Origin of the sequence: Streptomyces sp. SP18BB07 (genome assembly GCF_036322545.1) — a bacterium.
Taxonomy (GTDB): Bacteria; Actinomycetota; Actinomycetes; order Streptomycetales; family Streptomycetaceae; genus Streptomyces; species Streptomyces deccanensis.
Genome location: NZ_JAQYWT010000362.1, coordinates 32,434 through 58,674, shown reverse-complemented (window position 1 = coordinate 58,674; position 26,241 = coordinate 32,434). Strand labels below are relative to the sequence as shown.

Here is a 26,241-nt window from a genome sequence, read left to right as displayed (position 1 = left end):
CGGCCTCAATGTCTCGAGCTCTACGAGGTGCGCAATCGTTTCTTGCGGTTACGGCCGGATCGCCGGCATCGGATTCTGTGAGAACCACTCGGCGAGGAAGTCCAGGAACACACTGACCTTGCGCGGGGTGTCCTGCCCGGGGCCGTAGATCGCGTACAGGGGACGGTCGGGCACGGCCAGGTCGGGCAGCAGCACCTGGAGGGCGCCGGAGACCAGGTCGTCGTAGGCCGGACGCTGTGGGAGCAGGGCGAGGCCCCGGCCGTGTACGGCCGCTTTCTGCAGGGCGATATAGGAGTTGGACGAGAAGGCGATGTTGCGGATCTTGTGCAGGGTGCTGGCGTGACCGTGGCCGATGCGCCAGACGGGGTCGTTCACGTGGACCAGGCAGTCGTGGGCGGCGATGTCGTTGGGGTGGGTCAGCGAGCCGTGCCGTTTCACGTACTCCTGCGACGCGCAGAGCACGAACGGCAACGAGGAGATCTTCTTGAGCCGGACGCTGGAGTCCCTCAGGTCCCGGGTGTGGAAGGCGACGTCGAACCCGCTGTCCAGGAAGTCGTACGTCCGGTCGGACATGCCGCCGAGTTCGAAACGGACCTGGATTTTGGGATGAGCGGCGGAAAACGCGGCGATGGCGTCCCCGAGATCCAGGCTGCCTATCCATTTGGGGCAGATGATGCTCAGTGTTCCTTCGGCGCGGTCGTGGAGTTGGGCTATGCCGGCGTCCTCGGCCTCGATTTCGTCCAGAATGCGTGCGGCGAATTCGGCGTACCGCTGTCCCGGTTCGGTGAGGCTGACGGAACGGGCCGTGCGATTGACCAGGCGGACACCCACCTGTCGTTCCAGTTCGGCGACATGCCGTGACACCAGCGAGCCGGAAGAGCCCAGCTTCTTCGCGGCCCCGCTGAAGCTGCCGACCTGCGCGACGGTGACGAAGCTGTGCATGAGGAGCAAGCGATCCATGTTCCCTCCGGGGGCTCCCCCTCTCACGGGGGATGCCGGGAGCAGGCGGAGCGCAAATGCGGCTCGGAGACTGTGGGGCACGCACCGTTTCCCGACGAGGGCCCTACTTCGGGCAGTACTGGGGTGCGTCGCTCACGTTGTCCTTGGTAACCAAGACAAGAGGAATGTTGGCAATCTTGTCAACAGCTTGATCGCCATCCAGGAGGCCGATGGTGTTCTTCACCGCCGTCCGACCGATCGTCATGGCCGAATTGGCTACGGTGGCGGACAGCTGGCCACTCTTGACCGCGGCGATGCCGTCCTCGGTGCCGTTGACGGTGACGATCTTGACATCCTTGGCGCCGGCGGCGTCGAAGGCCTTCCGGACGGCGAAGGCCATCTCCTCGTTGGCGACGAAGGCGTAGTCCAGGTCGGGCTGGGCCTGGATCATGTTCTCCGCGACGTCCTGCGCCTTGGCCGGGTTGAACATTCCGGGCTGGTTGGCGACGACCTCGGCGTTCGCCGGCAGGGCGCCCTTGAAGCCGCCCACCAGCAGGTCGGACGCGGCACCGGGGGCACCGGCGACGATGCCGACCTTCACGTTCTTGCCGACGGCGTCCTTCTCGATCCAGCCGGCGTCCAACTCGCCCACCTTCTTCAGGTCGACCTTGGCGACGCCCAGGACGTCCGACATGTCCGAGGTGGCGACGGAGGTGAGGAAGATCGGGATGCCGGCGCTCTTGGCCTTGGCTATGTCGCCCTCAAGGGCGTCGACGTTGACGGTCTGGACGATCAGGGCGTCCACGTTTCGGGCGATCATGTCCTCGATGTTGGACAGCTCGGTGCCTGCGTCCTGCTTGGAGTTGGCGGAGTAGAGGGTCGCCTTCTCCGCCTCGGCCGTCTGCTCGACGGACTTGAGCAGACACTGGTGGAAGTGAGTGTTGGCGCCGTTGACGAACCCCAGGGCGACCGAGTCGCCGGCGGCGCCCGAGCCTTCGTTCGCCGTGCCGCAGCCTGAGAGCACCAGGGCGGCGGTGCCGATGAGTGAAGCCGCGGTGGTGCGGCGGGAGCGGGTGGTGGGCTTCATGGGTCGGCCTTTCCTGCGTCAATGAAGAGAAGGTTGCGTTGTGGGCGCACCGGGGGCTGCGCAGAACCGGGACAAGCGGGGGTACGGCGCTAATGGCCTGGTGTGGACTTGCGCTGGAACTCGTTGATGATCGCCGCGACGAGCAGCACCCCGCCGGTCACGACGAACTGGTAGTAGCTGTTGACCTGGAGCAGGTTCAGCGCGTTGGCGACGACACCGAGCAGCACCACACCAAGGACGGTTCCCACGACGGTGCCGTGGCCGCCGGCGAGCGAGGTGCCGCCGATGACCACCGCGGCGACGGCGGTCAACTGGAGCTGGAGACCGCCGGTGTTGGGGGCGGCGGCGCCGAGCCGGGACAGCAGCATCAGTCCGGCCAGACCGGCGAGGGCGCCGGCCAGCGCGTACAGGGCGAGTTTGCGTCCGGAGACGTTGATGCCGCTGAGGCAGGCCACGTGTTCATTGCCGCCCATCGCGAAGGCGTCCCGGCCGAAGGTGGTGAACCGCATGGCCAGCCCGATCACGGCGAGCACGAGGATCGCGACGACGCACAGGTAGGGAACGCCGAGCACCTTGTCGTTGCCGAGGGCCCACATCCGCTGCCCGATGGTGATGGACTCGCCGTTGAGGACCAGCAGCGCCACGCCGTCGAGCAGCATCGCGGAGGCCAGGGTGGCGACGAAGGGGGCGACCCGGGTGAACGTCACCACCAGACCGTTGGCCAGGCCTATCAGGGTGGCCAACAGGAGGGTGACGGCCACGGTGACGGCGGTGGGCCGGCCGTCGTGCAGCAGCGTCGCGCCCACCGAGACAGTGACGGCCGCGTTGCTGCCCATGGAGAAGTCCATGCCGCCCGCGGTCATCAGCAGGGTCAGCCCGGCCGCGATGACCGCGGTCACGCTGATCTGCCGCAACACGTTGAGCAGGTTCTGCGAGCTGGTGAAGGAATCCGCCTGGAGGGCCGTGAACAGCGCCACCAGCACGAGGACCACGATCAGGCCGCCGTGCGGGACGCGGAGCACGGCCTGGGGCGACAGGCTGGACGCGGGGCGCTCCGGTGAACCGGCCGCGAGGTCGGGGGCGGCGGAGGGGGTCTTGAGGCTCACTGTGGCTGACCTCCGAGGGCGGTGGCGACGAGTTCGTCGCGGGTGATGGCGGTGATGTCGTGTTCGGCGACCGTTCGGCCCGCGCTGACGACGACGACCCGGTCGGCGAGGCGCATGACCTCCTCGGCGGAGGAGGAGGCGAGCAGCACAGCCACGCCGCGCGAGGCGAGGTCGTCGACCAGGGTGTGGATGTCGGCCATGGCGGCGACGTCGACCCCGTTGGTGGGGTCTTCGAGGAAACAGGCGACCGGGTCGGTCTCCAGCCACTTGCCCAGCAGCACCTTCTGCTGGTTGCCACCGGACAGCGCGCCCACGGGCGGATTGCCGGAGAGGGTGACCACGCCGTAGCTGCTGCGCAACGGGGCGGCGCGGCGGGCGAGTTCGGTACGGCGGTGCAGTCGGCGGCGGGCGAAGCGGTCGCCGGCCAGCATCAGGTTCTCGTCCAGGGTCATCCCCTGGACCAGCCCCAGGGTCCGACGGTCGCCGGTGACGCAGCGCAGACCGCTGGCGAGCGAGGCCGGGACCCGGCCGAAGGGCACGTCACGGCCGTCGACGAGCAGTTCGCCCGCGTCGGGGCGCTGCCGTCCGGAGAGCAGGTCGAACAGCCGTGACTGGGCGTCGCCCGCGGGGCCGAGGACGGCGACGATCTCGCCCTTGCGCACCTCGACGGTGAAGTCCTGGACGGCCCGGCCATGGCTCAGACCGCGAACGGACAGCCCGCTCTCGTCCTTCGGGGCGGGCCGCTCGGGCCGCTGCGAGACGACATCCCGGCCGACCATGCTGCGCACCAGCGAGGCACGGTTCATCTCGGCGGCAGAGGCGGTGGTCACCACTCCCCCGTCGCGCAGGACGGTGAGGCGGTCGGCGACGGCCATGACCTCGTCGATGTAGTGCGAGATGTAGACGACGGCGACACCGTCGTCCCGGAGCGTGCGCACCAGCGCACGGATCTGATTGGCGTCCTTGGCGCTGAGGCAGGCCGTCGGCTCGTCGAGGATCAGGATGCGGCCCCCGCGGCGGACCTCGCGGGCCACCTCGACCATGGTCTGTTCGGCGACCGTGAGGGTGCCCGCGACGCGCTCCACGTCGATGGCGATGCCGAGGCCGGACAGCGCCTCACGCGCCCTGTCCCTGACCGCCTTCCAGCGCACGGCACCGCTCCGGGTGGGCAGGTCCCCAAGCATGACGTTCTCGGCGACGGTCAGCCCCATCGCCAGCTCGCGACGCTGCGGCACACAAGCGATGCCGAGCCTGCGGGCCTTACGCACGGTCAGCCCAGGGTGCTCTTGCCCTCCGATCTCGATGGTGCCGCTGTCGGCCTGGTGCACTCCGGAGAGGATCTGCACCAGGGTCGACTTGCCAGCGCCGTTCATGCCCATCAACGCGTGGATCTCGCCCGGGTACAGGTCGAGGTCGACGCCTTTCAGCGCGGCCGCCCCGCCGAAGCTCTTGGTGACGCCCCGGACCCGCAGTATCGCGCCGCGGGGTGCCGTACCGGCGCCGCCGTCCGCCAGGGACCCTGCCGGTGTCCCGGGGGTCACAGCGGTACCTCCCTGCGTGTTCGCGTCCATGAGGGGACTCACGGCTGGTCGCCGTCGGGGGTCACGCGCCCGTATCCCCGAATGTCCGGGAACGGGGGCTCTTTGTCGGCCTGCAGGTCCACCTGGAAGGTGTTCAGGCACATGCCGAGCATGGTGAAGTTGCCGAGCGCACCGATGGTGTCGACCAGGCCCCTGGCCCCGAAGTGTCCGAGGGCACGGGCAAAGGTCTCGTCGGTGACGAAGTGCTCTTCCAGCACCTCCTTGCAGAACTGGTAGAAGGCCTGGTCCGCCTCATTGTCGAAGACCGCCTCCCGCTTCTCGGCGACGGCCTTCACGGCGGCCTCGGGGATGCCGGCCTCGATCGCCTGGTGCACATGCGCGTTCCAGGAGTACTGCGCGTCCCAGTTCCGAGCGGCCATCAGCAGTGTCAGCTCGCGCAGGTGCTTGGGGAGGCTGCAGTCGAAGCGGGCGAACGCGCCGAGGGATTCCGCGCGCTCACACATCTCCGGGCTGTGCAGCCAGACCCGGAAGGGTCCGCGAACGGCACCGCGGCGCCCGGCGATGCGGGCGGCCAACTCCTGCTGTCGCGGAGCCATTTCCTCTTCGCTGAGAACGGGGAGCCTCATCTGGCCTACCTGCCTATTCTTTCCGGCGCGTTTCCGGCACGGATCCACAAGCCGTGCGGTGGGAGCCGACGGTACAGCCGGGTTCGCGAAGCTCACCCCTCCCGGAACGCAAGGTAAAACTGCACGCCGGAGGGCAGCCATGCGCGGGTGCGCGACCTAACGTCAGTCGACGCACTACCGTGAAGTGGAAAGGAATCCCCGGATGACCACGATCATCAAAGTCGCGTCGGTACCGCTGCTCGACCGTGGCGGAGCGGTGGTCACGACACCGCTGATCACCACGCCGTCGACCGGCGGGGAGAACAGGATCACCAGCGGGATGAGCGTGTACCCGGTCGGCTCCGGAGCGCCGTTGCACTCGCACAACTGCGACGAGCACGTGACCGTCCTCGAGGGCGAGGCAGAGGTCTGGGTCGACGGCGAGGTGACGAAGCTGGAGCAGTTCGACACCACCTACGTTCCGTCCCCCGTTCCCCACCTCTTCCGCAACATCGGGAGCACCCCGCTGCGCATCCTGTGGGTGTACTCCTCAGGCCACGTGACCCGCACCTTCACCGAGACAGGCAAGACGGTGGAACACCTCTCGGCCGAGGACCAGATGGGCTGAAGCCTCCAGAGCTGTTCCGCGCCTGCGGGGCCGGGTGTCCGGCGAGCGGTTCCCGCGGCGAGGGCTTCGGCCGGTGAACCGCCGCAGGCGCCGCCGACGATGAACCGGTGTCAGCAGGCGGCGGTGACCGCGTCGGTGTGCAGGGGGGCGTCGGTGCGGGCGGTGATGTCCTCGATGGTCACGCCGGGGGCGGTCTCGACGAGGGCGAGGCCGTCGGCCGTGATGTCGAGGACGCCGAGGTCCGTGATGATCCGGTGGACGCAGGCCTCACCCGTGAGCGGCAGGGTGCACTCCTTGAGGATCTTCGGCGAGCCGTCCTTGGCCGTGTGTTCCATGAGGACGATGACACGGCGGGCGCCGTGGACGAGGTCCATGGCGCCGCCCATGCCCTTGACCATCTTGCCGGGGATCATCCAGTTGGCCAGGTCACCGACGGCGGAGACCTGCATGGCGCCGAGTACGGCGGTGTCGATGTGGCCGCCGCGGATCATGCCGAAGGAGAGGGCGGAGTCGAAGAAGGAGGCGCCGGGCAGGACGGTGACGGTCTCCTTGCCGGCGTTGATCAGGTCGGGGTCGACCTCGTCCTCGGCGGGGTAGGGACCGGTGCCGAGGATGCCGTTCTCGGAGTGCAGGACGACGTGCACTCCGGCCGGGAGGTGGCCGGGTATGAGGGTGGGCAGGCCGATGCCGAGGTTGACGTAGGAACCGTCGGTGAGCTCGGCGGCGGCGCGGGCCGCCATCTGGTCCCGGGTCCAGCCCAACTGCGTACCGAGGGTCGTGCTCATGCGCGTACCGTCCTCTTCTCGATCTGCTTGTCGGCGGCCTGGTCCGGGCTCAGCCGCACCATCCGCTGTACGAAGATGCCGGGGACGTGGATCTCGTCGGCACGCAACTCGCCCGGTTCGAGGAGTTCCTCGACTTCGGCGATCGCGATGCGGCCGGCCATCGCCGCCAGGGGGTTGAAGTTGGCGGCGGCCCTGCGGAAGACGAGGTTGCCGTGGTGGTCGCCGCGCCAGGCCCGTACGAGGGCGTAGTCGGTGGTGATGCCGTGCTCCAGGACGTGCGGGCGCCCGTGGAAGTCGCGGGTCTCCTTGGGCGGGGAGGCGACGGCGACCGAGCCGTCGGGCGCGTAGCGCCAGGGCAGACCGCCCTTGGCCACCTGCGTGCCGACACCCGCCGGGGTGTAGAAGGCGGGGATGCCCGCGCCGCCCGCGCGCAGGCGTTCGGCGAGAGTGCCCTGCGGAACGAGTTCGACCTCCAGTTCGCCTGACAGGTACTGGCGGGCGAACTCCTTGTTCTCGCCGACGTAGGAGCCGGTCACGCGGGCGATACGGCCGGCGGCGAGCAGGACGCCCAAGCCGCGGCCGTCGACGCCGCAGTTGTTCGACACGACCTCCAGACCCGTGGCGCCCTGCTCGTACAGGGCCCGGATGAGGATCTCGGGTACGCCGCTGAGGCCGAAGCCGCCGACAGCCAGCGAGGCATCGTCGGGGATGTCGGCGACCGCCTCGACGGCGCTCGCGCTCACTTTGTTCACTTGCGGTGTCCTTTCAGTGCACGGCGCCAGGGAGCACCGTCGACCAGCCGCCGTCCACGACGAGGTTGGCTTTGGTGATGTACGAGGCCTCGTCGGAGGCGAGAAGGACGGCGGCGTCGACCACTTCGTCGGGGACGCGGACGCGGGGGATGGTGCGCATGGGGTGGTCGTCGGCGAGCAGGTCGCCGCGTGAGCCCTCGGTGTCGATCGTTCCGGGGCTGACGCAGTTGGCGCGGATGCCGTACCGGGCTCCCTCAGCGGCCAGTTGGCGGGTCAGGGCGATGACCGCGCCCTTGGACGCCGAGTGCGCGGTGCGCTGGTTGTTGAGGCCGGCCGTGGAGCCCGCCGTCAGGACGCAGCCGCGGCTGCGTCCGAGATGAGCCCAGACAACGTGCGCGGCAAGCCACACCGGGGCGAGTTCGGCGCGCATCGTGAACGTGAAGTCCTCGTAGGGCTGGGTGCCGAGGGTGCCGAAGCGGACGGCGTGGGCGTGGAGGATGTGGATGCCGCCGAAGGCCGCGACAGCCTCCTCCACCCACGCCCGGACAGAGCCCTTTTCGATGACATCCGGTGGGCCGGGAGTCAGAGCCGTGTCGCCCGCCTTCGCCATGAGCCGCTGGGACTCAAGGGCAGCTTCGTGCAGCAGGTCGCCGCCGACAACGGTCGCGCCCTCGGCCGCGAAGCGGAGGGCCGCCGCCCGGCCCTGTCCGCGGGCGGTTTCCGAGATCAGGGCCACCTTGCCGTCGAGTCGTTTCATGAGGCGCCCTCGCGCAGCGCGTCGGAGATGGATTTGACGCCGCCGTGCGCGGTGAGGCCGCCGTCGACCGGGATTTCGGCGCCGGTGATGAAGGACGACTCGTCGGACAGCAGGAAGACCACAACGGGTGAGACCTCGCCGACCGTGCCGGTACGGCCGAGCGGGGTCTCGCGGATGTTGGCCTCACGGAAGGCGGGCGCCGCTGAGGCGGTCATCTCGGTCTCGATGAACCCCGGGTGGATGGTGTTCACGCGGATGCCGCGCGCGCCGAGCTCCGTGGCAGCTGTCTTCGACAGCCCGCGCAGGGCCCATTTGCTGGCCGTGTACGCGACCGGGTAGTGGCCGGTGAGGGCGGCGGACGAGCCGACGTTGACGATGGAGGAGCCTGGCGGCATCAGCGGGGCCAGGTGCTGGATGCCCAGCAGCGGTCCGGTGACGTTGACCGCGTGGACACGGGCGAAGTCCTCGGGGTCCACGCCGCCGATGCGGGCCCTCCAGGTGATGCCGGCGTTGTTGACCAGGCCGTGGACCTGGCCGTACGACTCCCGCAGCTCGGCGGCGAGTTCGGCCCACTCCGCGTCGCACGTCACGTCGAGGCGGCGGCAGTCGCCCTCCGGCTTCACATCGGTGGCGATGACCCGGGCGCCCTCCCGGGTGAGCGCCTCGGCCTCGGCGGCACCCTGGCCTCGCGCGGCGCCGGTGACGACCACGACCTTGCCGACGAGCCGCTGGCGGTGCATGGCGTTCACGGCCGCTCCCGGGTGCGGCGGCGGGCGGTCGGCAGCGGCACCGAATCGGCGCCCGCGACCACGGTGTTGGAGACGGAGCCGATGCCCTCGACGGTGAGCGTGACGGTGTCGCCGGGCTTCAGCGGCGGCGGGGACTGCTCACCCCGGATACCCCACAGCTCCGCCAGACAGCCGCCGTTGCCGCAGGTGCCCGAGCCGAGCACGTCGCCGAGGCGCACGACGGTGCCACGCGAGGCGTAGGCGACCATCTCCTCGAAGGTCCAGCTCATATTGGACAGCAGGTCCCTGCCGACCACCTCTCCGTTGACCTCGGCGGTGAGCGCCAGGCGCAGGAAGCCGTCCGCGTCGCGGTACTTCTCCAGTTCGTCGGCGGTGACCAGGTACGGGCCCAGGGTGGCGGCCGTGTCCTTGCCCTTGCAGGGGCCGAGACGGACCTGCATCTCACGGGACTGGAGGTCGCGCGCGGACCAGTCGTTCAGGATCGTGTAGCCGATGATGTGGTCGCGGGCCTGCTCGGGGGTGAGGTCGCGGCCCTCTCGGCCGATGACGGCGGCGACTTCGAGTTCGAAGTCGAGGACCTTCGAGCCCGGGGGCACGGGCACGTCGTCGTACGGCCCGAGGACCGCGTAGGGGTTGGTGAAGTAGAAGGTCGGCGCGTCGTACCAGGCCTCCGGCACCCCGCCCACGCCGTCCACGGACCGCCGTACGCCCTCGACGTGCTCCTCGAAGGTGACGAAGTCCCGGATGGTCGGCGGCTCCAGCGGCGGCAGCAAGCGTACCCGCGACACGTGGAGCCTCGCCGGGGTGGCGAGGGCGGCGGCGCCCGCTTCGAGCAGCGCGGCGAGGCCGTCGCAGAAACGGATCAGCTCGTTGAGCGACCGTGCGCCGGGGACGGGGTGGAGGGTGCCGTCCTCCTCAACGACGGCCATGCCGCGCTGGTGCTGGTGTTCGTAGGCGACGAAACGCATGAGCGGCTCCAGGCTCCGGAGGTCTCCGGGAAAGAGGGGCCCGGGGGCGCGGCGCGGGGAGTCAGGGCAGTTGACAGGGCCACCGCGCCCCCGGAGCTGAAGGGGATCAGACGGGCGGGGCGACGAACACGCCGCGGTCGACGTCGTTGAACGACTCCTTGGCGACCAGTTCGTTCATGGGATTCGCGGTGCCCCACTGGTCGGCGACGTCGGGCTGGGAGAAGTCGTAGACGTGGGGGTGCCAGGTGTCCTCGTCGAGGACCTCCAGTTCCGTCGTGTACTCGACGGTGTTGCCGTGCGGGTCCAGGAAGTACGTGAACGTGTTGTCTCCCGCCATGTGCCGGCCCGGCCCCCAGACCTTCTTGAAGCCGGCCCGGATCACCCGGCCCGAGCCGCGCATGTACTCGTCGATGCCGCGCATCTCGAAGGAGATGTGGTGCAGGGCGGTGTGCGGGCCCTGGGCGATGGCCATGGAGTGGTGCTGGTTGCTGATCCGCATGAAGTGCATCGCCTCCCCCATCCTCGGGTGCATGAGAGTGTCGGAGAGGCGGAAGCCGAGGTGGCGCTCGTACCACTCCCGGGTGCGGTTCAGGTCCGGGGAGTTGAGGACGACGTGCGACAGCTTGACCGGGATCGACTCCTTCTCCTCGATCCTGCGGTGCTGCCGTACCTCGACGTCGGCGGAGACCTCGATGGTGCGGCCGTCGACGTCGAAGAAGCGGAAGCCGTAGCCGCCGCCGGGGGTGTCCACCTTGCTCGGCTGGGAGATCAACTGCACTCCGCCGGAGAGGAGTTGCTCGGCCAGCGTGTCGACGTCCTCGGTGCTCGCGGCGCCGTAGGAGACGAGGTCGAGGCGCTTCTCGTCGGCCTGGCGCAGCCGTACGACGTACTGCTCGGGCGAGCCCTCGGCGGCCAGGAAGGAGATGCCGGAGTCCTCGGCGACCTTGGTCAGGCCCCAGACGCCGGCGTAGAAGTCGAGCTGCTTGTCGTAGTCCGGTACGGCCAGGTCCACATGCCGCAGATGGGTGAGCAGACGTGCGCTCATGGTGGGAGTTCCTCCTCGTTCGAGGTTCAGGTGAGGCGCAGCAGCGCTGTCGCGTTGCCGCCGCGCACGGCACGGAAGTCGTGGTCGGGCAGCCGGGCTGCCCGCAGGGCGCCGACCGGGTCCTCGGCGCCCATGTCGAACGGGAAGTCGGAGCCGAGCAGGACCCGGTCCGCGCCCACCGCCCGCACCAGCTCCCGCAGCACGTGCGGGTCGTGGACCAGGGAGTCGAAGTGGAGGCGCTTGAGGTAGCTGCTGGGCAGGTGGGCGCAGCCCGCGCCCGCGTCGGAGCGGGCCGACCAGGCGTGGTCGGAGCGGCCGATGTGGGTGGGCAGGTAGCCGCCGCCGTGCGCCGCGATGATCTTCAGGTCCGGATGCCGGTCCAGGACGCCGGAGAAGATGAGATGCGAGAGCGCTACGGCGTTCTCGGTGGGCTGGCCGACGGTGTTGGACAGATACCAGCGGTCGAGCCGCTCGTCGAGGGTGCAGCCGAAGGGGTGCAGGAAGAGGATCGCGCCGGTCTGCTCCGCCCGTGCCCAGAAGGGTTCGTACGCGGGGTCCGACAGCTCCCGCCCCGGTGCGTGGCTGGAGATCTCGACACCCAACAGGCCCTGCTCCAAGGCGTGGTCGAGGGCGCGCACCGCCTGCGTCGGGTGCTGCAAGGGGACGAGTCCGAGCCCGTACAGCCGAGTGGGTTCCTGGGCGCAGTGGGCGGCCGTCGCCTCGTTGGCCAGCCGGTACACCTTCTCCGCCGTCTCCTCGTCCGCCCAGTAGTGGTAGTGCGAGGGGGAAGGGCTGACGAGCTGGACGTCCACGCCCTGCGCGTCCATCGCGGCCAGCCGTACGGCGACGTCGGTCAGCTTCGGGGTGCGCTCGCGCACCATGGGGCCGTTGACGGCCAGGGCGGCGGGGCCGTTGCGGCGGGCGTCCAGCGCCCTGGCCTCGGCCAGACCGGGCAGGTCCGCCACGAGGGCCTCGACCTCGGGTACCAGGATGTGCGCGTGCACGTCGACAACCGGGGAGGGGTGCGCGTCAGCGCTCGATGAGGGGTCGTTGCCGGGCGACGTGTGGGCGCTCACGGCAGCTCCTTGAGGACGGCCATGGTGCGACCGATCAGTCCGGGCACATCCGCGTCCAGCACCCCGTCCAGTTGCCACTGGCCGAGCTGCACCGACGCGTCGACGACGGTCCGCACCCGCGGGACGCGGCGCTCGTAGTAGGCCTTGAAGAGCTCTTCGTCCCATGGCCGGCCGCTGGTGAGCAGCTCGGCCAGGACGGACGCGTCCTCCAGGGACATGGCCGCGCCCTGGGCGAAGGTGGGCGGGCAGCAGTGGGCGGCGTCGCCGACGAGCACGACCCGGCCGCGGTGCCAGGAACCCTCGACCAGCAGTTGTCGGAACCAGGTGTAGTTGACCTTCTCGGGGTCGGTGATGGACTTGGAGATCTCGGGCCAGGCACCGCCGTACTGCTCGGTGAGCCGACGCATCTCGTCCGCGAAGGCGGACGAGTCGATGGAGCCCCGTTCGCGGCAGGCCTCGACGACGTAGGCGTAGATCGTGTTCTCGCCGGTGGGGGTGTAGCCCGCGATGTAGGCCGGGCCGCCGTAGGTGAGGTCCGTACGGGTGACGCTCTCGGGGCGCGGGGCCGGGGTGCGCCAGATGGCCATGCCGGTGGGCTCGGAAGTGTCGGGAATGCCGATCGCGACGCGGGTGGTGGAGTGGACGCCGTCGGCGGCGATCACCAGGTCGTAGCGTCCCTCGGTGCCGTCGCTGAACCAGACGGAGACACCGTTCGCGTCCTGCTCCAGGTTCTCGGCGGTGGTGCCCAGGCGCACGGTGGCGCCGGAGGCGCGGACCGCGTCGATGAGGATCTGCTGCAGCTGGGGGCGCTGCATACCGAGGGTGGCCGGCAGGTCCTCCCCGCCGGTTTTCATGTCCTCCTTGAGGAACAGGAGGGTGCCGTCGACGGCGGTCATTCCCAGCGAGGTGTAGGGGAATCCGCAAGCGCTCACCTTCTCCCAGACGCCCAGCTCGCGCAGTACGCGCAGGGCGTTGCCCTGGAGGGTGATGCCGGAGCCGGTGGTGGCGTTCCAGTCGGGCTTCGCCTCGATCAGGTCCACGGCCAGGCCGGCGCGGCGCAACAGGATGGTCATGGCGTTGCCGGAGGCGCCACCGCCGATGACGAGGACGGTGCGGGGATCGGTGTCGGTCATGGGGAACTCCCTTGTTCCTCTGCTGCGCAGAGTTGCTTGTTCCTCTGCTGTGCAGAGCTACTTGACGGCGACCGGGTTGACCGGGGAGCCGACGGCGCCGGTGATGGGCAGGGGCGCGGCGGTGAGCCAGAACTCGTACACGCCGTCCGCCGCACAGTCCGCGGCAAGCGCGTCCGGGTCCCACATCTCACCGATGAGCAGGCCGATGTGGGGGATAGCGACCTGGTGCAGCGGCTGGAAGGCGCGCTCGAACTCGTTCGGCCGCACCTCGAAGCCCCAGGTGTCGGTGGCGACCGCCGCGATCTCGCTGCGGTGCAGCCAGCCGGCCGTGGTGAACGACAACCCGGGCGAGTCGCCGCCCGCGTAGTCGCCCCAGCCCTCGCGACGTGCCCGGGACAGCCGCCCGGTGCGTACCACGACGATGTCACCTCGGCCGACCGTCACCCCGTGCGCGGCCGCGGTCTGCGTGAGGTGCTCCTCGGTGATGGCGAAGCCATCGGGCAACTCGCCCTGATCATCCAGCACACCGCCCACGTCGAGGAGTACGCCACGGCCGGCGACGTACGGCGCCATGTGCTCGATGCCGGTGACCAGGTCGCCGTCCGAGGTGACGACCTGCTCGGCCCGCCGGCCGTTCCAGGCGTTACCGTGGTCGAAGATGTGCCCGAGCCCGTCCCACTGGGTGGAGCACTGCAACGGCATGCTGATCACGTCGTCGGCGCCGCCGATGCCGTGCGGGAAGCCCTGGTTGCCCAGCGCCGCGTCCGTGCCGGTGTCCAGCATGGTGTGCACCGGGTTGGTGCGGCGCCGCCAGCCCTTCTGCGGGCCGTTCATGTCGAATCGCTGGGACAGGGAAAAACTGACGCCCCGCCGGACGAGCGCGGCACCCTCGCGCCGCTTGGCCTCGTCGAGGAAGTTGAGGGTGCCGAGCACGTCGTCCTCGCCCCAACGACCCCAGTTCGAGCAGGCTTTGGCAGCCTCGGCGATCGCGCCCTCGGGGTCGTGACGGTCCAAGCTCATGACGACTGCTCCGCCACACAGCGGGTGCGCTGGGCGCCGAGGCCGGTGATCGCCCCGTCCATCACGTCTCCGTCGCGCAGCAGCCGACCCCAGTGCATGCCGTTGCCGGCCGGAGACCCCGTCAACACCAGGTCTCCGGGCAGGAGTTGGGCGGTCTGCGAGGCGTACGACACGATCCGCGCGACGCCGAAGATCATGTCCTTGGTGGACTCGTCCTGCATCGTCTCGCCGTTCAGTTTCAGCGAGACCCGCAGGTCGCCCGGGTCGGCGATCGACTCCGCCGGCACGATCCACGGGCCGAGGGGGGTGAAGCCGGGCGCGTTCTTGCTGCGCAGCCAGTCGGTGCCGATGGCCTTCATGTCCCGGCGGAAGACGGTGGCACGGTCGGTGAGATCGTTGGCGATCGTGTATCCGGCGACGTACTCCAGAGCCTCCTCGACGGACACCTGATACGCCGGCCTGCCGATGACGGCGGCCAACTCCAGTTCCCAGTCCGGTTGTTCGGCCCACGCGGGCAGCACGACGTCGTCGTACGGACCCGTGACGGCGCTCGACAGCCCGATGAAGACGTACGGCAGGTCCTCCGCCGCCCGCCGGTCCATGACCGCGGCGATCTCCGCGCGAGCCTCCTCGACCGTGCGGGGGTCGTCCGGGGAGCGGTGGGCGACCTCGAGATCGATCACGTGTTGCCGGTAGTTGGCGCCGGACTGGAAGACCTGGCGCGGCTCGACCGGGGCGTGCACCCGCAGGCCCTGAAGCGGTTGCCAGTCGCTGGACACGTCCGCCGCCAGGGCCTGCAACCGGGGCCACGCCCCTGCCCAGTCCTCCAGGAGGCCCCGGACCGTCAGGGCGGGGGCATCAAGGGCTGTACGGAGGTCGAGCGCCCGGCCGTCCGATGTGACGAGGGCTGGGAAGGGAGCCCCGTCGTGGGCCGAGAGGGTGCCGAGCGCGAAGGGTCCGGCGAAGGGGGCGGACATGGTGGCGGGTTTCACGGACGTGTCCTCCTCGTTGCGATGGGACTAATCTGGCCCGGCATCCAGTAATTGGGAAATCGATTCGCTGGATCTGATCATCCATCCCGTCTATGCCGTCGCTCGGCCCCTTGGAGCGTGCCGTGAACCTGGCCAGCCTCGACCTCAACCTCGTCGTCGCCCTGCGCGCGCTGCTGGAGGAACGCAACGTCACCCGCGCGGGCAAACGGATCGGCCTCAGCCAGCCCGCGATGAGCGCCGCCCTGGCCCGGCTGCGCCGTCACTTCGAGGACGAGCTGCTCGCCCGCGTCGGCGGCCACTACGAGCTCACCGCTCTCGGCCAGGTCCTCCTGGACCGCACCTCAACCGCCTGCGACCTGCTGGAACGCCTTTTCACCAGCCAGGCCGACTTCGACCCCGCACGCGAGGAACACGAGTTCACCCTGGTGGCCTCCGACTACGCGGTCGCCGTCTTCGGGGCCGAACTCGCCCGCGCCGTTCACCACAGGGCTCCCGGCATCCGGCTGCGCTTCAGCCAGGTCCCGCCCGGCATCGTCGAACAGGCCGGCACGCTCCTGAGCACGACCGACGGCCTGCTCATGCCGCACGGCATCATCAGCGACTTCCCCGCCACCGAGCTCCACGAGGACCAGTGGGTCTTCCTCGTCGCCGACGACAACCACGAGGTCGGCGACCATCTCACCCGGAAGGATCTGGCCCGGCTGCCCTGGGTGACGTACCAGCGCACCTACGACGCCCCTGCCGTCCGCCAACTCGGCATGCTCGGCATCGAACCCCGGGTCGAGGTGTCCATCGACACCTTCCAGGCCCTGCCCTTCCTGGTCGCCGGCACGCGTCGCATCGCCCTCGTCCAGAGGCTCCTCGCGGAGCGCCTGCGTGGCGTCGCCCCGGTGCGGATCATGAAGCCGCCCTACGAGGCCGTCCCCCTCCGCCAAGCCCTTTGGTGGCACCCGGTCCACACCCGCGACGCCGCGCACATCTGGCTGCGCGAGACGGCCGCCCAGGTCGCGTCCTCGCTCCCCGCGCAGGCCGCGTGACCGTGGGACCATCCACAAGCTGGATGAACGCGATCCAGGAATTCGATCGCGCGGGGTCTAGGCGCCGGGAGGAGCCTGGCCCATAGTCGTGCCAGTTCGTGACGCCCGCTCTCCCGCCGGGCGCATTTCCCCTCGGGTGCACCGGCGCCCCGCGGCGTGGCACGGCCACGGCGGCGGCGCGGCTCCGCGCCCCCTGCCACCGCCCTCGTGGAGGCCTCGCATGCCCGGTTTCGCTTCCCCACCCCTGCCCGCTGACGGGATCGCCGCCCAGAGCACCGAGCCCGTCACCGAAGCCGGGGGCCGTCTGCGCATCGTGCTCCTGATGGCCGGCAGCTGTCTGCCGATCCTCGGCGCGGTGCTGCTCGCTCCGGTGCTGCCGAAGATGCAGGAACACTTCGCGACGGTGCCCGGCGCCAAGGCGCTGGTCCCGGTGGTCCTGACGATCCCCGCGCTCGCGCTCGCCTTGCTGGCCCCCTTCGCGGGTGTCATCGTCGACCGGCTGGGTCGCAAACGCCTGCTGATCGTCGCGGCCGTCCTGTACTCGCTGTTCGGCACCGCACCACTGTGGCTGGACTCGCTCCATGCCATCGTGGCGAGCCGCGCCCTCCTCGGCGTCACCGAAGCCGCCATCATGACCGTCTGCACCACACTGATCGGCGACTACTACACGGGCCGGGTACGCGACCGCTACCTGGCCATGCAGACCATCTGCGCCTCCGCCGGCGCCACCGCCTTCTTCGTGCTCGGCGGCGCGCTCGGCAGCTCGGGCTGGCGTACCCCGTTCTGGCTCTACGCCGCCGGACTGCTCCTCGCCCCCGCCATGGCCGCGTTCCTGCCCAAGCCCAAGCCCAAGCCGGGCACGGTCACGGAAACGGCTTCGGCCGCCGAGAAGCGGCCGTTCCCCGCGCGCCGACTGGCGGGCATCTGCGTGCTGTCAGTGTTCGGCGGCATGGTCTTCTACACTGTCCCGGCGAACACGGCCTTCCTGCTGGACGACCTGGGCGTGAAGTCCAGCGGCGTCATCGGCATGGCCACCGCGCTCGCTAGCGCCGCCACCGTCGCCGGATGCCTCACCTTCGCCAGGCTGACCGGTCGGCCGGAGCGCAGGCTGCCCGCGATCTTCGCCCTGTGCGGAGCCGGATTCTTGGTGATGGGCCTGGCCCCGAACACCGCGGTCCTGGTCGTCGGCGCGGTGCTCAACTGCGTCGGCACCGGCTTCCTGCTGCCCTCGCTGCTCACCTGGGCGATGTCCAAGCTGGAATACGCCGACCGCGGCCGTGGCACCGGTCTGTGGACGGCGGCGTTCTTCTTCGGACAGTTCATCTGCCCGCTCGTCCTGATCGCCGTCGCGTCCGTCACCGGCAGCCTCGCCACCGCCGTCGGCCTCCTCGGCATCGCCTCGGCCCTGGTGGCGGCCGGGCTGCTGCCCATGCTTCGCCGGACGACGGCCGCGCAGGAGATTCCACAGGCGTGAGCCGGCACCCCTGGTCTGCCGAGTCCGTCGGGCTCGGCAGACCAGGGCCGTTCCGCTCGCCGTCCCGGAGCACCCACCCGCACAGCCCCGTCCGCACGACCCCGTTCACAGAGGAGTCCAAACCCGCATGTCCACGCCACCCTCCCCCCTTTCCCTGCCGGACGGCGCTGCCGCGCCGGGGGTCCCCCAGCCACCGTCCGACCCAGCCGCGCAACTGCAGTGGCTGGTCGACCGGGCTCACATCAGCGACCTGCTCATCGAGTTCGCACGGGCACTCGACGAGCGGGATTGGGACGCGTATGTCGCTCTCTACGTGCCCGAAGGAGTCGTCTCCGCCGGCGAGACCATGCGGCTGGCAGGGCACGAGGAACTGCGTCGCGTGGGCACCCCACAGGCGCTGGGCCGCTACAGCGGTACCTGGCACCTCAGCTCGAACCACGCCATCCACATCGACGGCGACACCGCCGGCACGCGCTCCTACCTCCTGGGCGTGCACATGCTCGACGACAACACGTTCCGGCACGCCGACGGCGCGGGCTGGTACGACTGCACACTCCGGCGCACACCCGACGGGTGGAGGTTCGTGACGGTCCGCGTCCATGAGGTGTGGCACGCGGGAGAGCCACTGCCGCACGTGCCGCGGCACCCCGTGACTCCCCAGCAGCCCTGACGGCCGCAGGCCCATCTGCCAACAGGTCTCCGGCGACTGCCGAGACCGGTGCTCGCAACTCGCCTACCGCGTTCTCCCCGCCAGCGGGTAGTGGTGACGGCGGCCTCATCCTGCGGCCGAAGACTCCCGGCCGATCCGCGACGGTGAGGTGAGGGGGCGGACGCCTCGTCGGTGCGCCAGCGCTGGGACCTGCGGACCCTGTCCTGCGGGACGGGCTCCAGGAGGATGATCGACCCCTCGGCACGGCGAACGGGTGTCAAAGCCACTCCGGGCTCCGTGTCGAGGGTGAGAAGGCCGTCGGCCGCCAGGTCGTACCGTGTGTCGCCGGACGCCTCACCGTCCGGGCTCTCCGGAGCGGCACACGGCCGCAGGGCGACGGTGCCTTGTGGCTCGGCGTTCAGACACAGCCCAGGGGCCGCCTGGTTCCGCAGTCGTCCCCCGTCCTCCAACCACCACATCTGGGTCGCCGATCCCCCGCACTCCGCCGTCACCGCGGGCGCGCCCGCCACCTCCGCCGAAGCACGTAAGTCGAGGCACAGCCCGGTCCTCACGTTGCGCAGCCGCGTGACCAGGGTTTCACTCGCGCCTGGGGCCGTAGAGGCGCTGGACGACGGGGTCACGGTGGACAGTTCGGGGGCGGAGCCGGACGGGCTCCGGGTCGGCCCGGACACCGCAGCGCCCGCCGTCTCGCGGTCGTCCTCGGTTCCGCTGAGGGCCATGGGCGTCGCCGCGATCACCCCGCACAGAACCACACCCAAGGCGACCTTGAGCGGCCACTGGCGCCGCCGCGGTGCGGGGTGACCCGCGGCGGTCTGCCGGTCCTCGGCGCCCGCAGGCTGCCGGGCGGGCTCCGAACGCGCGTGAGCCGACGCGATCGTCCGGCGGGCGGCACGGGTCGCGAGGTAGTCCGCCGCGCGGAATCCCAGTACGGCCTCGGCGAGCAGGGCGGGGAGCCGGTCCGGGGACTGGTCCAGCTGGTCCACCGCCGCCCCGCAGTAGGCGCAGTCGTCGAGGTGTGCACGCACCTCCGCCACCGTCCCGCCGGACCTGCGGGCGTGGATGTCGATGAGCCGGTTGAGGCGACGGCAGCGCTCGTCGGGCGCGAGGTCTAGGTGGACCCGCACGCACTCGTCGCGCAGCAGCGTGCGGACGCGCTCGGAATTCAGCAGAGAAGGCTCAGCGCCGAGCCGGGACGCCACCGACTCGGTGTCCTCGGCTTCGACCACGGTGTGCCACAGCAGTACATGAGCGCGGTCCGGCAGGTTCCGTAAGGCGTGCAGGAGCAGGCTTCTGTCGCCGCTCTCGCGGTCCGTGCCGGACACCGCCCGGCGCGCGTCACTGATTCCGCCGTCCTGCAGGTCCGGGTGGAGGGACGAGCACCTGTCGTCCGCGCTCCACTCCCGGGCGGCCTCGAGGACCGCCGCGAGCAGCCGCGGCCGCCACGGGAAGTCGTCGCCGGCATGCGATGCCGCGTCGCCGTAGGTGTTCCGGAAGGCCTGCCCGGCGAGCCGCTCCGCGGCGCCCGGGCTCGGTCCGGTGCACAGCGCCGCGTAGTCCAGGACGGATTTGCCGTGCAGCGTCAGCAGCTCCTCGACCGAGAGCGCTGCGTCTCCTCGTTGCTCTTCCCTGGGCTCGGCCTGCTCGAAGACGTAATCGTCTCCGGGCGTCATGCGCTCTCCTCCGCAGAACGGAGCTTTCGCCGCGGAAACACCATCCATGAAACCGGTCGCCTCCCTGTTCCGCACCCTCGATACGGCCGACCACGGTTCCGCGCTCAAACACCCAAGCCGGATGGTCGCGATCACACCAGGATCGGTCAGGAGTACGTGCCGTACGGTTACACGGTTCACTGCGGGCGGTGCCATCGGAGGTCGGACTGCTCCGGACGACGACCACGCCGATACGGAGGTCACCCGGGGGTTGTGGGACGCAGATGTCCAGCTGGCGCGGCCGGCACCACACCGGAAGGAACATTTCCGCAGGTCAGATGGGTTCTGTCGCGCCGGTTCGACCGCCTCTCCCTCTGCCCCGCTCGCCCCCGACCTCGACGTCGGGGGTGCGAAGCTCCAGTAACCGACGCGACGCGGGGCGAAGCCCCGTCGATGCTGCTGTTCAGTTGGCCGTGCCGACCATGGCCGGAGCCGGCGCGTCGGTGGCGTCGAGGCTGCGCAGGATGTCCTCCAAGTGACCGGGCAGTCGGCCGGCGACCGGGTGGATGCCGAAGCGCACCTCGATGCCACGCTCGCGCAGCTTGCGCGCCAGCTCCGCGACCGGGTACTGGGCCTGGGCGACGGCCATGCCGTAGCCGGGCGTAATGATCACCGAGGAGGCGTCGCGCAGGAGTTCCGCGGTGTCCCCCGCGCTGATCTCCCGGTGCTCCCCGTGGTCGCTGTCGTCGCTCGTCACCGCCGGGCCCCGAATCCGCCCGCAATCACCGAGAGGAAGGAGCGGTTCATCGGTGCCCTGATCCTTCCCGTTCGACCCTGCGAGATGGTCGTGCCCAGTAAGTCGTCGGGAAAACGAGGTTGATTCCACCGTGCGACGGGGCCGGCCAGCACTGGGTGACGGCCTTGGTGTGGGTGAAGAACCACATCGGCACCATGACGGGGAAGTTGAACGGCGAGATGACCGCGACCGGGCCGAGCGGCTGTCGGACGGAGTGGACGTCGACACCGGTGGACGCCTGCTCGGTGAAGCCGCCCTTGAGCAACTGCGGGATGCCGCAGGCGTACTCGACGACCTCGACGCCGCGGGCCACCGCGGCGAGCGCGTCGGAATGCACCTTGCCGTGCTCGGCGACGATGATCGCGGCCACCTCCTCGCGACGTGCGTTGAGCAACTCGCGGAACGCGAACAGCACTTGTCCGCGCTTCGCCACGGATGTCCGACGCCAGTGCCTGAACGCGTCGGCAGCCGCGGCCACTGCCCGGTCGACCACGTCGGCCGAGGCGAAGTCCACCCGGCCGGTGATCCGGCCGGTCGCCGGGTCGTGGATGTCCCCGGCTCGTTCGGCGGCACCGCTCCACGGCTGTCCGCCGATCCAGTGCGTGAGGTGGGCGACCATGATGTGTTCCTTGTCAGTCGGGTGGGGGCGCCGGGCCCGCTCGGTGGGGCGGGCCCGGCGTCGGGGAGGGTGAGTGTGTCCCGCGACCTTGGCGGCCGACCGCGACGTACCCTGCCGTCAGGGGTTTTGTGGCAGGGGCGTCGACCGCGCGTGCCGGTCGGGGAGAGCGAGGCTCTGGATGCGTTCGCCTCGCTGAACGGAGTGCGGGGGACGAGCGGTTGACCGGTCGCACGAGCCCTGTCGGCGTCGCTACCTGGTGAACCGTTCGGTGAAGGCCTCGTGGCCTGGGAGAGGGGAGACTCGGCCGTCCTCAGACGGCGGAGAGGTTGCTGGGAGTCGCGGTCGCGGGCACCGCCCCGACACCCGGCTTGAGGTGCATGCCCTTCGTCTCGGGAAGCAGCAGGGTGATCACGATCGCGACGCTGTAACCGAGCAGTGCGATCAGCCCGATGGCCTCGGCCAAGGTGATCCACTGGGCGAGGATGCCGATGCAGGTGACCGCGAGGGCACCGGCCGCCTTGCCGAAGTTGTAGGCGAAGCTCTGCCCGCTGCCGCGGACGGCGGTGGGGAACAGTTCCGTGAAGAACGGGCCGAGCGTCGCATAGTTGCCGATCGTGAAGAAGCCGAACGGCACACCCATGAGGACCAGCCCCCACCCGGACAGCGGCAGGAACATGTATCCGATGGTCACCAGCCACGAGCAGGCCAGGAACAGCTGGAACGTCCGTCGCCGACCAAGGACGTCGGCCAGATAGGCGCTCGCCAGGAACCCGAAGAAGGAACCGCCGGTCACCAGGAACAGGTAGTACCCCGAGGCGCTGGGCGACAGTTCCCGGACCGTCTTCATGAACGTCGGCAGCCAGTTGACGATCGCCCCGCCGACACCGACCACGCCGAACGCCAGCAGCGACGCCTTGACGGTGATCCCCCGCACGCCCGGCTCGAAGATCGCCCCAAGACCGGGGCCTCGGCCTTCGGCCGCTATGACGGCGCGTGTCTGCTTGTACAGTTCCGGCTCCTCGATGGTGCGTCGCAGCCACAGCACCAGCAGAGCGGGCAGCACCCCGATCATCAGCAGCACCCGCCAGTTGTACTCCGCCGGCACGTGGGCGAGAACCACACCGGCGATGATCGACGCCAGGCTCCAGCCGACGCCGAAGCCGCTCTGGACGGATCCCACCGCCTTGCCGCGATGGGCGGGCCGGATGATCTCACCCATCAACACCGCGCCGGCGGCCCACTCGCCGCCGAAACCGAGCCCCTGCAGCACGCGTACGACGATGAGCTGATCAAAGTTCTGCGCGAAGCCCGCGATGAACGTGAACACCGCGAACTACAGAATGGTGAACTGCATGACGCGGGCGCGGCCCCAGCGGTCCGCCAGAAAGCCGCACGCCCAGCCGCCGATGGCCGCCGACAGGAGCGTCGCCGTGGCCAGATAACCTGCCTGCGCCGTCGTCAGACCCCAGGCCGTGATGAGCACGGGGAGCACGAAGCTGAAGAGCTGCGCGTCCATCGCGTCGACGGCCCATCCGGCGAAACAGCCCCAGAACGTGTTGCGCTCCCGCTTGGAGAGCTCGCGATACCAGTGGAACACCGTTGTTCCTCCAAAGTTGGCTGTTGTATCTGGTTCAGCCGCTCACACGACGAGCGGTGTCAGCGCGCCGTCCATCGTCAGCGACGCGCCGGTCACGTAGGACGCCCGCGCACTGGCGAGGTACAGGGCCGCGTCGGCGACCTCCTCCGGAGCGGCGTACCGTCCGAGCGGGATGCGCTCCTGGTTCTGGCGCAGCAGTTCCCCGGGCTGGATCAGCTCCGCCCGGCTGGTGTTCACCAGCAGGGCCGTCGGCTTCATCAGGGCCAGGTCGTCGGATCCGATCACTCCGGTCGTCGCCTCGTTCAGGCGCAGGTGCACGCTGAGTACGTCCGACTCCTCGAACAGAGCCTGCCTGCTCTCGGCGACCCGGAAGCCCGCATCCCTCGCCCGCTCCAGGGAGCCCTCCCGGCCCCAGACCAGCAGCTCCATACCGAACGCCACACCAATCTGCGCCACCATCGAGCCGAGTCGGCCGAAGCCGTAGACTCCCAGCGTCCGGCCACGGAGTCCCAGCCCGACGGTGCTCTGCCAGCGGCCTTCGCGCAGCGCGGCGCTCTCGAACGGGATGTCGCGCATGGCGGAGAGGATCAGGCCCCAGGTGAGCTCCACGGTGGGGTAGGACGGGCGTGCGGTCAGGGCCGAGGAGGCGATGACGTCGTGCCGGGTGCACGCGTCGAGGTCGATGTGCGGGATGTGGCCGTTCTGGCTGATCAGCTTGAGCTTCGGCAGGCGGCCGAGCAGTGCTTCGTCGACCTTGGTGCGCTCGCGCAGCAGCACCAGCACGTCGGCGTCTGCCAGGCGCTCGGCGAGCACCTCCGCATCGGACATGGAGTCGTTCCAGATCGTGACGTCATGCCCCTGCAGCTTGCTGAAGCAGTCGAGCGTACGGACGACGTCCCGGTAGTCGTCGAGGATGGAGACGCGCAGTCTTCGCGGGGAATCGGTCATGGCCTCAGGCATTCGTAGGGAGATCGGCTACGGCCGTGCCGGCGTCGATCGCCGCGCACTTCTGCTCCTCGAAGGCGGCCTTCCTCAGTGCCCGTTCCAGCACCTCGGCCGCCCGGGCAAGAGGGATGAAGCACACGCCGGTTTCGTCGGCGACGATGATGTCGCCGGGCGAGACGCGGACACCGGAGATCTGGATGTCGCCGTTGATCTCGACCGTCTCGATGCGCCACTTTCCCGTCACCGGGGTGATTTCGGTGGCCCACACCGGATAACCCACCCGCCGGGAATGGCCGACATCGCGAATTCCACCGGAAATGACGGCGCCGGCCTCCCCCTGCCGCTTTCCCGTCTGCGCCGAGATTCCCCCCATGTTGGAGATGCCTGCGACACCGTCGATCACGATGACGTCGCCGGGCAGGGCCAGGTTGTGTGCCTCGAACTCGGCCATGCGATTGACGTGGTCCCGCGCCGTTTCATGAACCGGCTCACGCTGCACGATGTTGCGTACGGTGAGTGCCGGTCCGACGATGTTCGCGGAGGGCAGGGTCGGCTTGAGGACCGAGGCGCCGATGCCCCCCTCATTCCCAGCTCATCCATGATGTCGGAGACGACGCTGGTCGCGTCGGTGATGCGCTTGAACCCCTCGATCAGGTCCTGCGGGGGCCGTGGGGCGCGCATCAGACGAATCCGTTCCGGGCTTATCTTTCCGGTCAGCTTCGGTAGCACATCCCCGACAGGAGCGTCTATCATCGCGGCGAATATCCTTTCGGCGTCTTGCACTCCGGACGTCGGTCACCGACTGTGATCCGGCCGGTCAGATCCCGGCACGTCCGGTGCGTTCGTGCTGATAGCGTTGCCCAAAGCACCGAATGGGTCCAATTCACAGTCTGGGGGTATCGCCATAACCCAGGTGAATAACGTGCGGCTCGACCTCAACCTGCTCCTGGTCATCGAAGCCGTCATGCTCGAACGGAACGTGACACGCGCCGCGACCAGCCTGTCGATGAGCCAGCCCGCCGTCAGCAACGCGCTGCGGCGTGCTCGAAAACTGATGCGGGACCAGTTGTTCCTCAGGGTCGCCGACGGCGTTCAACCGACGGCACGGATGCTGGCCATCTGGCCCGAGCTCCATCGCTCACTGGCGACGCTCCGGTCCTCGATCACACCCCAGCACTTCGATCCCCGTACGGATCCGACCGGTTTCCGTCTCTCGGTGACGGACAGCCTCGCGACGGAAGCGGTGTGCGGCATCACGCTGAAGCTGAGGGAGACGTCTCCCTATGCCCGCGTCGCATTCTCGTTCCACACCAATGCCGGCTCTCTTGACGGAATCGAGCGCGGCACGATGGACTGCGCCGTCGGCATGTTTCCCGCGCTTCCTCGCGACATCCACGTCCGAGTTCTTCGCACAGAGCACTACGTGTGCGTGATGCGCCGCGAACACCCGTTGACGCAAGAGTTGACTTTCGATCAGTTCGCGGCGGGCGGCCATGTCTTGGTGACGCCCTCAGGTATGGATCTGGGTGTGATCGACGGCTGGCTCGGCCTGCAGGGGCGCACACGGACGATCGTGGCCGTCGTCAATCACTTCGCCGACGCGTTGCGGATCGTCGCGGAAAGCGACCTGCTGACGTGTGTGCCGAGCGGTTTCATCGATGGACACGGCCAACCACTCATCAAACAGCACGACTTGGCGGTCCGCCCATTGCCCTTCGAAACCGAGAAGCTGACCTACAAACTCATTTGGCACGAACGGCTGCACCACCACCCCGCTCATCAATGGTTCCGCTCGCTCGTCGCTGATGTGTGCGGACCGCCGACCGACGTGACGGAACCACCGTAGTTCAGCCTTCGGAGGCATGGAGTCGATCAACGTCCCCTGTCGCGCTCTGTTCTCACCGGTTCCCACCAGATCGATGCGTCCGGTGCGGGTCCGCCCGGGCGGACCGACTCCGCCTGTGGCCGCAAGCTGGATGCCCCGGCACTGATCACTCGCCTGTGCGCTCCCGCCCGCAGCGCCCGGGAGCGCGGGGCCTTGAGCCCAACGAGGCAGCTCCGTCACGCCGCCTCAGCAGGCAGGGCGCACGGTCGGCGCCACCCGCGCGTCGCCGGCCGGCACGTCCAGGGTCTGTACGACGCAGGTAGGTGCCCTGGTTCGGGGCTGTCCCTCGATCCCATCCGCGTCCAGCATCTCAACCTCCAGACCGCCCCCCTCGGCCACGTCGTCCGAGCCACCAGCGGGTGCACGAAGTCGGCTTCGACATGGCC

Annotated in this window: 24 protein-coding genes and 3 pseudogenes; 5 read left to right on the top strand and 22 right to left on the bottom strand. The window is 69.6% G+C overall.

The genetic code is table 11. The features are described 5' to 3' along the window. Positions 1–48: 48 nt before the first annotated feature. The 5 genes from PUR53_RS40035 to PUR53_RS40015 form a co-directional block, all read right to left on the bottom strand. A complete protein-coding gene (locus PUR53_RS40035; RefSeq protein ID WP_329911674.1) occupies positions 49–960 on the bottom strand; it encodes a LysR family transcriptional regulator in 912 nt (303 codons plus the stop codon). Positions 961–1,063: 103 nt separating this feature from the next. Then, the gene (locus PUR53_RS40030) at positions 1,064–2,026 is read right to left on the bottom strand and encodes a sugar ABC transporter substrate-binding protein (protein ID WP_329911672.1); all 963 of its coding nucleotides are present in this window, start codon (positions 2,024–2,026) and stop codon (positions 1,064–1,066) included. An 89-nt stretch (positions 2,027–2,115) separates the two neighbouring features. Beyond that, the gene (locus PUR53_RS40025; protein ID WP_329911671.1) at positions 2,116–3,132 is read right to left on the bottom strand and encodes an ABC transporter permease; all 1,017 of its coding nucleotides are present in this window, start codon (positions 3,130–3,132) and stop codon (positions 2,116–2,118) included. Continuing rightward, positions 3,129–4,673, bottom strand: a complete 1,545-nt coding sequence (locus tag PUR53_RS40020; RefSeq protein ID WP_329911670.1) for a sugar ABC transporter ATP-binding protein — start codon at positions 4,671–4,673, stop codon at positions 3,129–3,131. The genes PUR53_RS40025 and PUR53_RS40020 overlap by 4 nt, the downstream gene beginning before the upstream one ends. Before the next feature lie 38 nt (positions 4,674–4,711). Beyond that, the gene (locus PUR53_RS40015) at positions 4,712–5,269 is read right to left on the bottom strand and encodes a carboxymuconolactone decarboxylase family protein (RefSeq protein ID WP_329911669.1); all 558 of its coding nucleotides are present in this window, start codon (positions 5,267–5,269) and stop codon (positions 4,712–4,714) included. 232 nt (positions 5,270–5,501) lie between these two features. Between PUR53_RS40015 and PUR53_RS40010 the strand changes: the two genes are divergently transcribed. Beyond that, positions 5,502–5,906: a cupin domain-containing protein gene (locus tag PUR53_RS40010; RefSeq protein WP_329911668.1), complete on the top strand. Its 405-nt coding sequence runs from the start codon at positions 5,502–5,504 to the stop codon at positions 5,904–5,906. A gap of 110 nt (positions 5,907–6,016) precedes the next feature. Here PUR53_RS40010 and PUR53_RS40005 read toward each other — a convergent pair whose 3' ends face one another. The 10 genes from PUR53_RS40005 to PUR53_RS39960 form a co-directional block, all read right to left on the bottom strand. Then, the gene (locus PUR53_RS40005) at positions 6,017–6,667 is read right to left on the bottom strand and encodes a CoA transferase subunit B (RefSeq protein ID WP_329911994.1); all 651 of its coding nucleotides are present in this window, start codon (positions 6,665–6,667) and stop codon (positions 6,017–6,019) included. A 20-nt stretch (positions 6,668–6,687) separates the two neighbouring features. Continuing rightward, entirely contained in the window at positions 6,688–7,443 is a 756-nt protein-coding gene (locus tag PUR53_RS40000) for a CoA transferase subunit A (protein WP_329911666.1), read from the bottom strand. 13 nt (positions 7,444–7,456) lie between these two features. After that, positions 7,457–8,200: an SDR family NAD(P)-dependent oxidoreductase gene (locus PUR53_RS39995; RefSeq protein ID WP_329911665.1), complete on the bottom strand. Its 744-nt coding sequence runs from the start codon at positions 8,198–8,200 to the stop codon at positions 7,457–7,459. Further along, the gene (locus tag PUR53_RS39990) at positions 8,197–8,940 is read right to left on the bottom strand and encodes an SDR family NAD(P)-dependent oxidoreductase (RefSeq protein ID WP_443080425.1); all 744 of its coding nucleotides are present in this window, start codon (positions 8,938–8,940) and stop codon (positions 8,197–8,199) included. The genes PUR53_RS39995 and PUR53_RS39990 overlap by 4 nt, the downstream gene beginning before the upstream one ends. A 5-nt stretch (positions 8,941–8,945) precedes the next feature. Next, on the bottom strand, positions 8,946–9,917 hold the full coding sequence (locus PUR53_RS39985; RefSeq protein ID WP_329911662.1) for a fumarylacetoacetate hydrolase family protein: 972 nt from the start codon (positions 9,915–9,917) through the stop codon (positions 8,946–8,948). A 106-nt stretch (positions 9,918–10,023) separates the two neighbouring features. Then, on the bottom strand, positions 10,024–10,962 hold the full coding sequence (locus tag PUR53_RS39980; protein WP_329911661.1) for a VOC family protein: 939 nt from the start codon (positions 10,960–10,962) through the stop codon (positions 10,024–10,026). A 26-nt stretch (positions 10,963–10,988) separates the two neighbouring features. Next, positions 10,989–12,038, bottom strand: a complete 1,050-nt coding sequence (locus PUR53_RS39975; protein ID WP_329911660.1) for an amidohydrolase family protein — start codon at positions 12,036–12,038, stop codon at positions 10,989–10,991. After that, positions 12,035–13,171: an FAD-dependent oxidoreductase gene (locus PUR53_RS39970; RefSeq protein WP_329911659.1), complete on the bottom strand. Its 1,137-nt coding sequence runs from the start codon at positions 13,169–13,171 to the stop codon at positions 12,035–12,037. The genes PUR53_RS39975 and PUR53_RS39970 overlap by 4 nt, the downstream gene beginning before the upstream one ends. A gap of 57 nt (positions 13,172–13,228) precedes the next feature. Further along, positions 13,229–14,191, bottom strand: coding sequence for a cyclase family protein (locus tag PUR53_RS39965; protein WP_329911658.1), 963 nt, complete (start codon positions 14,189–14,191; stop codon positions 13,229–13,231). After that, positions 14,188–15,168, bottom strand: a complete 981-nt coding sequence (locus PUR53_RS39960; RefSeq protein WP_329911993.1) for a fumarylacetoacetate hydrolase family protein — start codon at positions 15,166–15,168, stop codon at positions 14,188–14,190. Before PUR53_RS39960 ends, PUR53_RS39965 begins: the two co-directional genes overlap by 4 nt. Positions 15,169–15,305: 137 nt before the next feature. Between PUR53_RS39960 and PUR53_RS39955 the strand changes: the two genes are divergently transcribed. The 3 genes and pseudogenes from PUR53_RS39955 to PUR53_RS48430 form a co-directional block, all read left to right on the top strand. Then, a complete protein-coding gene (locus PUR53_RS39955; protein ID WP_329911657.1) occupies positions 15,306–16,220 on the top strand; it encodes a LysR family transcriptional regulator in 915 nt (304 codons plus the stop codon). 220 nt (positions 16,221–16,440) lie between these two features. Then, on the top strand, positions 16,441–17,694 hold the full coding sequence (locus PUR53_RS39950; RefSeq protein ID WP_329911656.1) for an MFS transporter: 1,254 nt from the start codon (positions 16,441–16,443) through the stop codon (positions 17,692–17,694). A gap of 127 nt (positions 17,695–17,821) precedes the next feature. Beyond that, positions 17,822–18,226, top strand: a pseudogene (locus PUR53_RS48430) (nuclear transport factor 2 family protein); the annotation flags it as partial. Here the strand turns inward: PUR53_RS48430 and PUR53_RS48425 are convergent. The 7 genes and pseudogenes from PUR53_RS48425 to PUR53_RS39915 form a co-directional block, all read right to left on the bottom strand. Next, complete coding sequence (locus PUR53_RS48425; RefSeq protein ID WP_443080424.1) at positions 18,172–19,083, bottom strand: ricin-type beta-trefoil lectin domain protein; 912 nt, start codon at positions 19,081–19,083, stop codon at positions 18,172–18,174. The pseudogene PUR53_RS48430 and the gene PUR53_RS48425 sit on opposite strands and share 55 nt — an antisense overlap. A 1,450-nt stretch (positions 19,084–20,533) precedes the next feature. Then, positions 20,534–20,820: pseudogene (locus tag PUR53_RS39940) on the bottom strand (NAD(P)(+) transhydrogenase (Re/Si-specific) subunit beta); the annotation flags it as partial. A gap of 125 nt (positions 20,821–20,945) precedes the next feature. Next, positions 20,946–21,428, bottom strand: a pseudogene (locus PUR53_RS39935) (aldehyde dehydrogenase family protein); the annotation flags it as partial. Between the two features lie 310 nt (positions 21,429–21,738). Continuing rightward, the gene (locus tag PUR53_RS39930) at positions 21,739–22,755 is read right to left on the bottom strand and encodes an MFS transporter (RefSeq protein ID WP_329911654.1); all 1,017 of its coding nucleotides are present in this window, start codon (positions 22,753–22,755) and stop codon (positions 21,739–21,741) included. A gap of 6 nt (positions 22,756–22,761) precedes the next feature. Next, the gene (locus PUR53_RS39925) at positions 22,762–23,025 is read right to left on the bottom strand and encodes a hypothetical protein (RefSeq protein ID WP_329911653.1); all 264 of its coding nucleotides are present in this window, start codon (positions 23,023–23,025) and stop codon (positions 22,762–22,764) included. Between the two features lie 42 nt (positions 23,026–23,067). Continuing rightward, the gene (locus PUR53_RS39920) at positions 23,068–23,973 is read right to left on the bottom strand and encodes an SDR family oxidoreductase (RefSeq protein WP_329911651.1); all 906 of its coding nucleotides are present in this window, start codon (positions 23,971–23,973) and stop codon (positions 23,068–23,070) included. 4 nt (positions 23,974–23,977) lie between these two features. Beyond that, positions 23,978–24,544 carry an RraA family protein gene (locus PUR53_RS39915; RefSeq protein ID WP_329911992.1) on the bottom strand — a complete coding sequence of 189 codons (567 nt, stop codon included), beginning with the start codon at positions 24,542–24,544 and terminating at the stop codon, positions 23,978–23,980. A gap of 348 nt (positions 24,545–24,892) precedes the next feature. On the opposite strand from PUR53_RS39915, the gene PUR53_RS39910 reads away from it, so the two are divergent. Next, complete coding sequence (locus PUR53_RS39910; protein WP_329911649.1) at positions 24,893–25,816, top strand: LysR family transcriptional regulator; 924 nt, start codon at positions 24,893–24,895, stop codon at positions 25,814–25,816. Positions 25,817–26,241 lie beyond the last annotated feature (425 nt).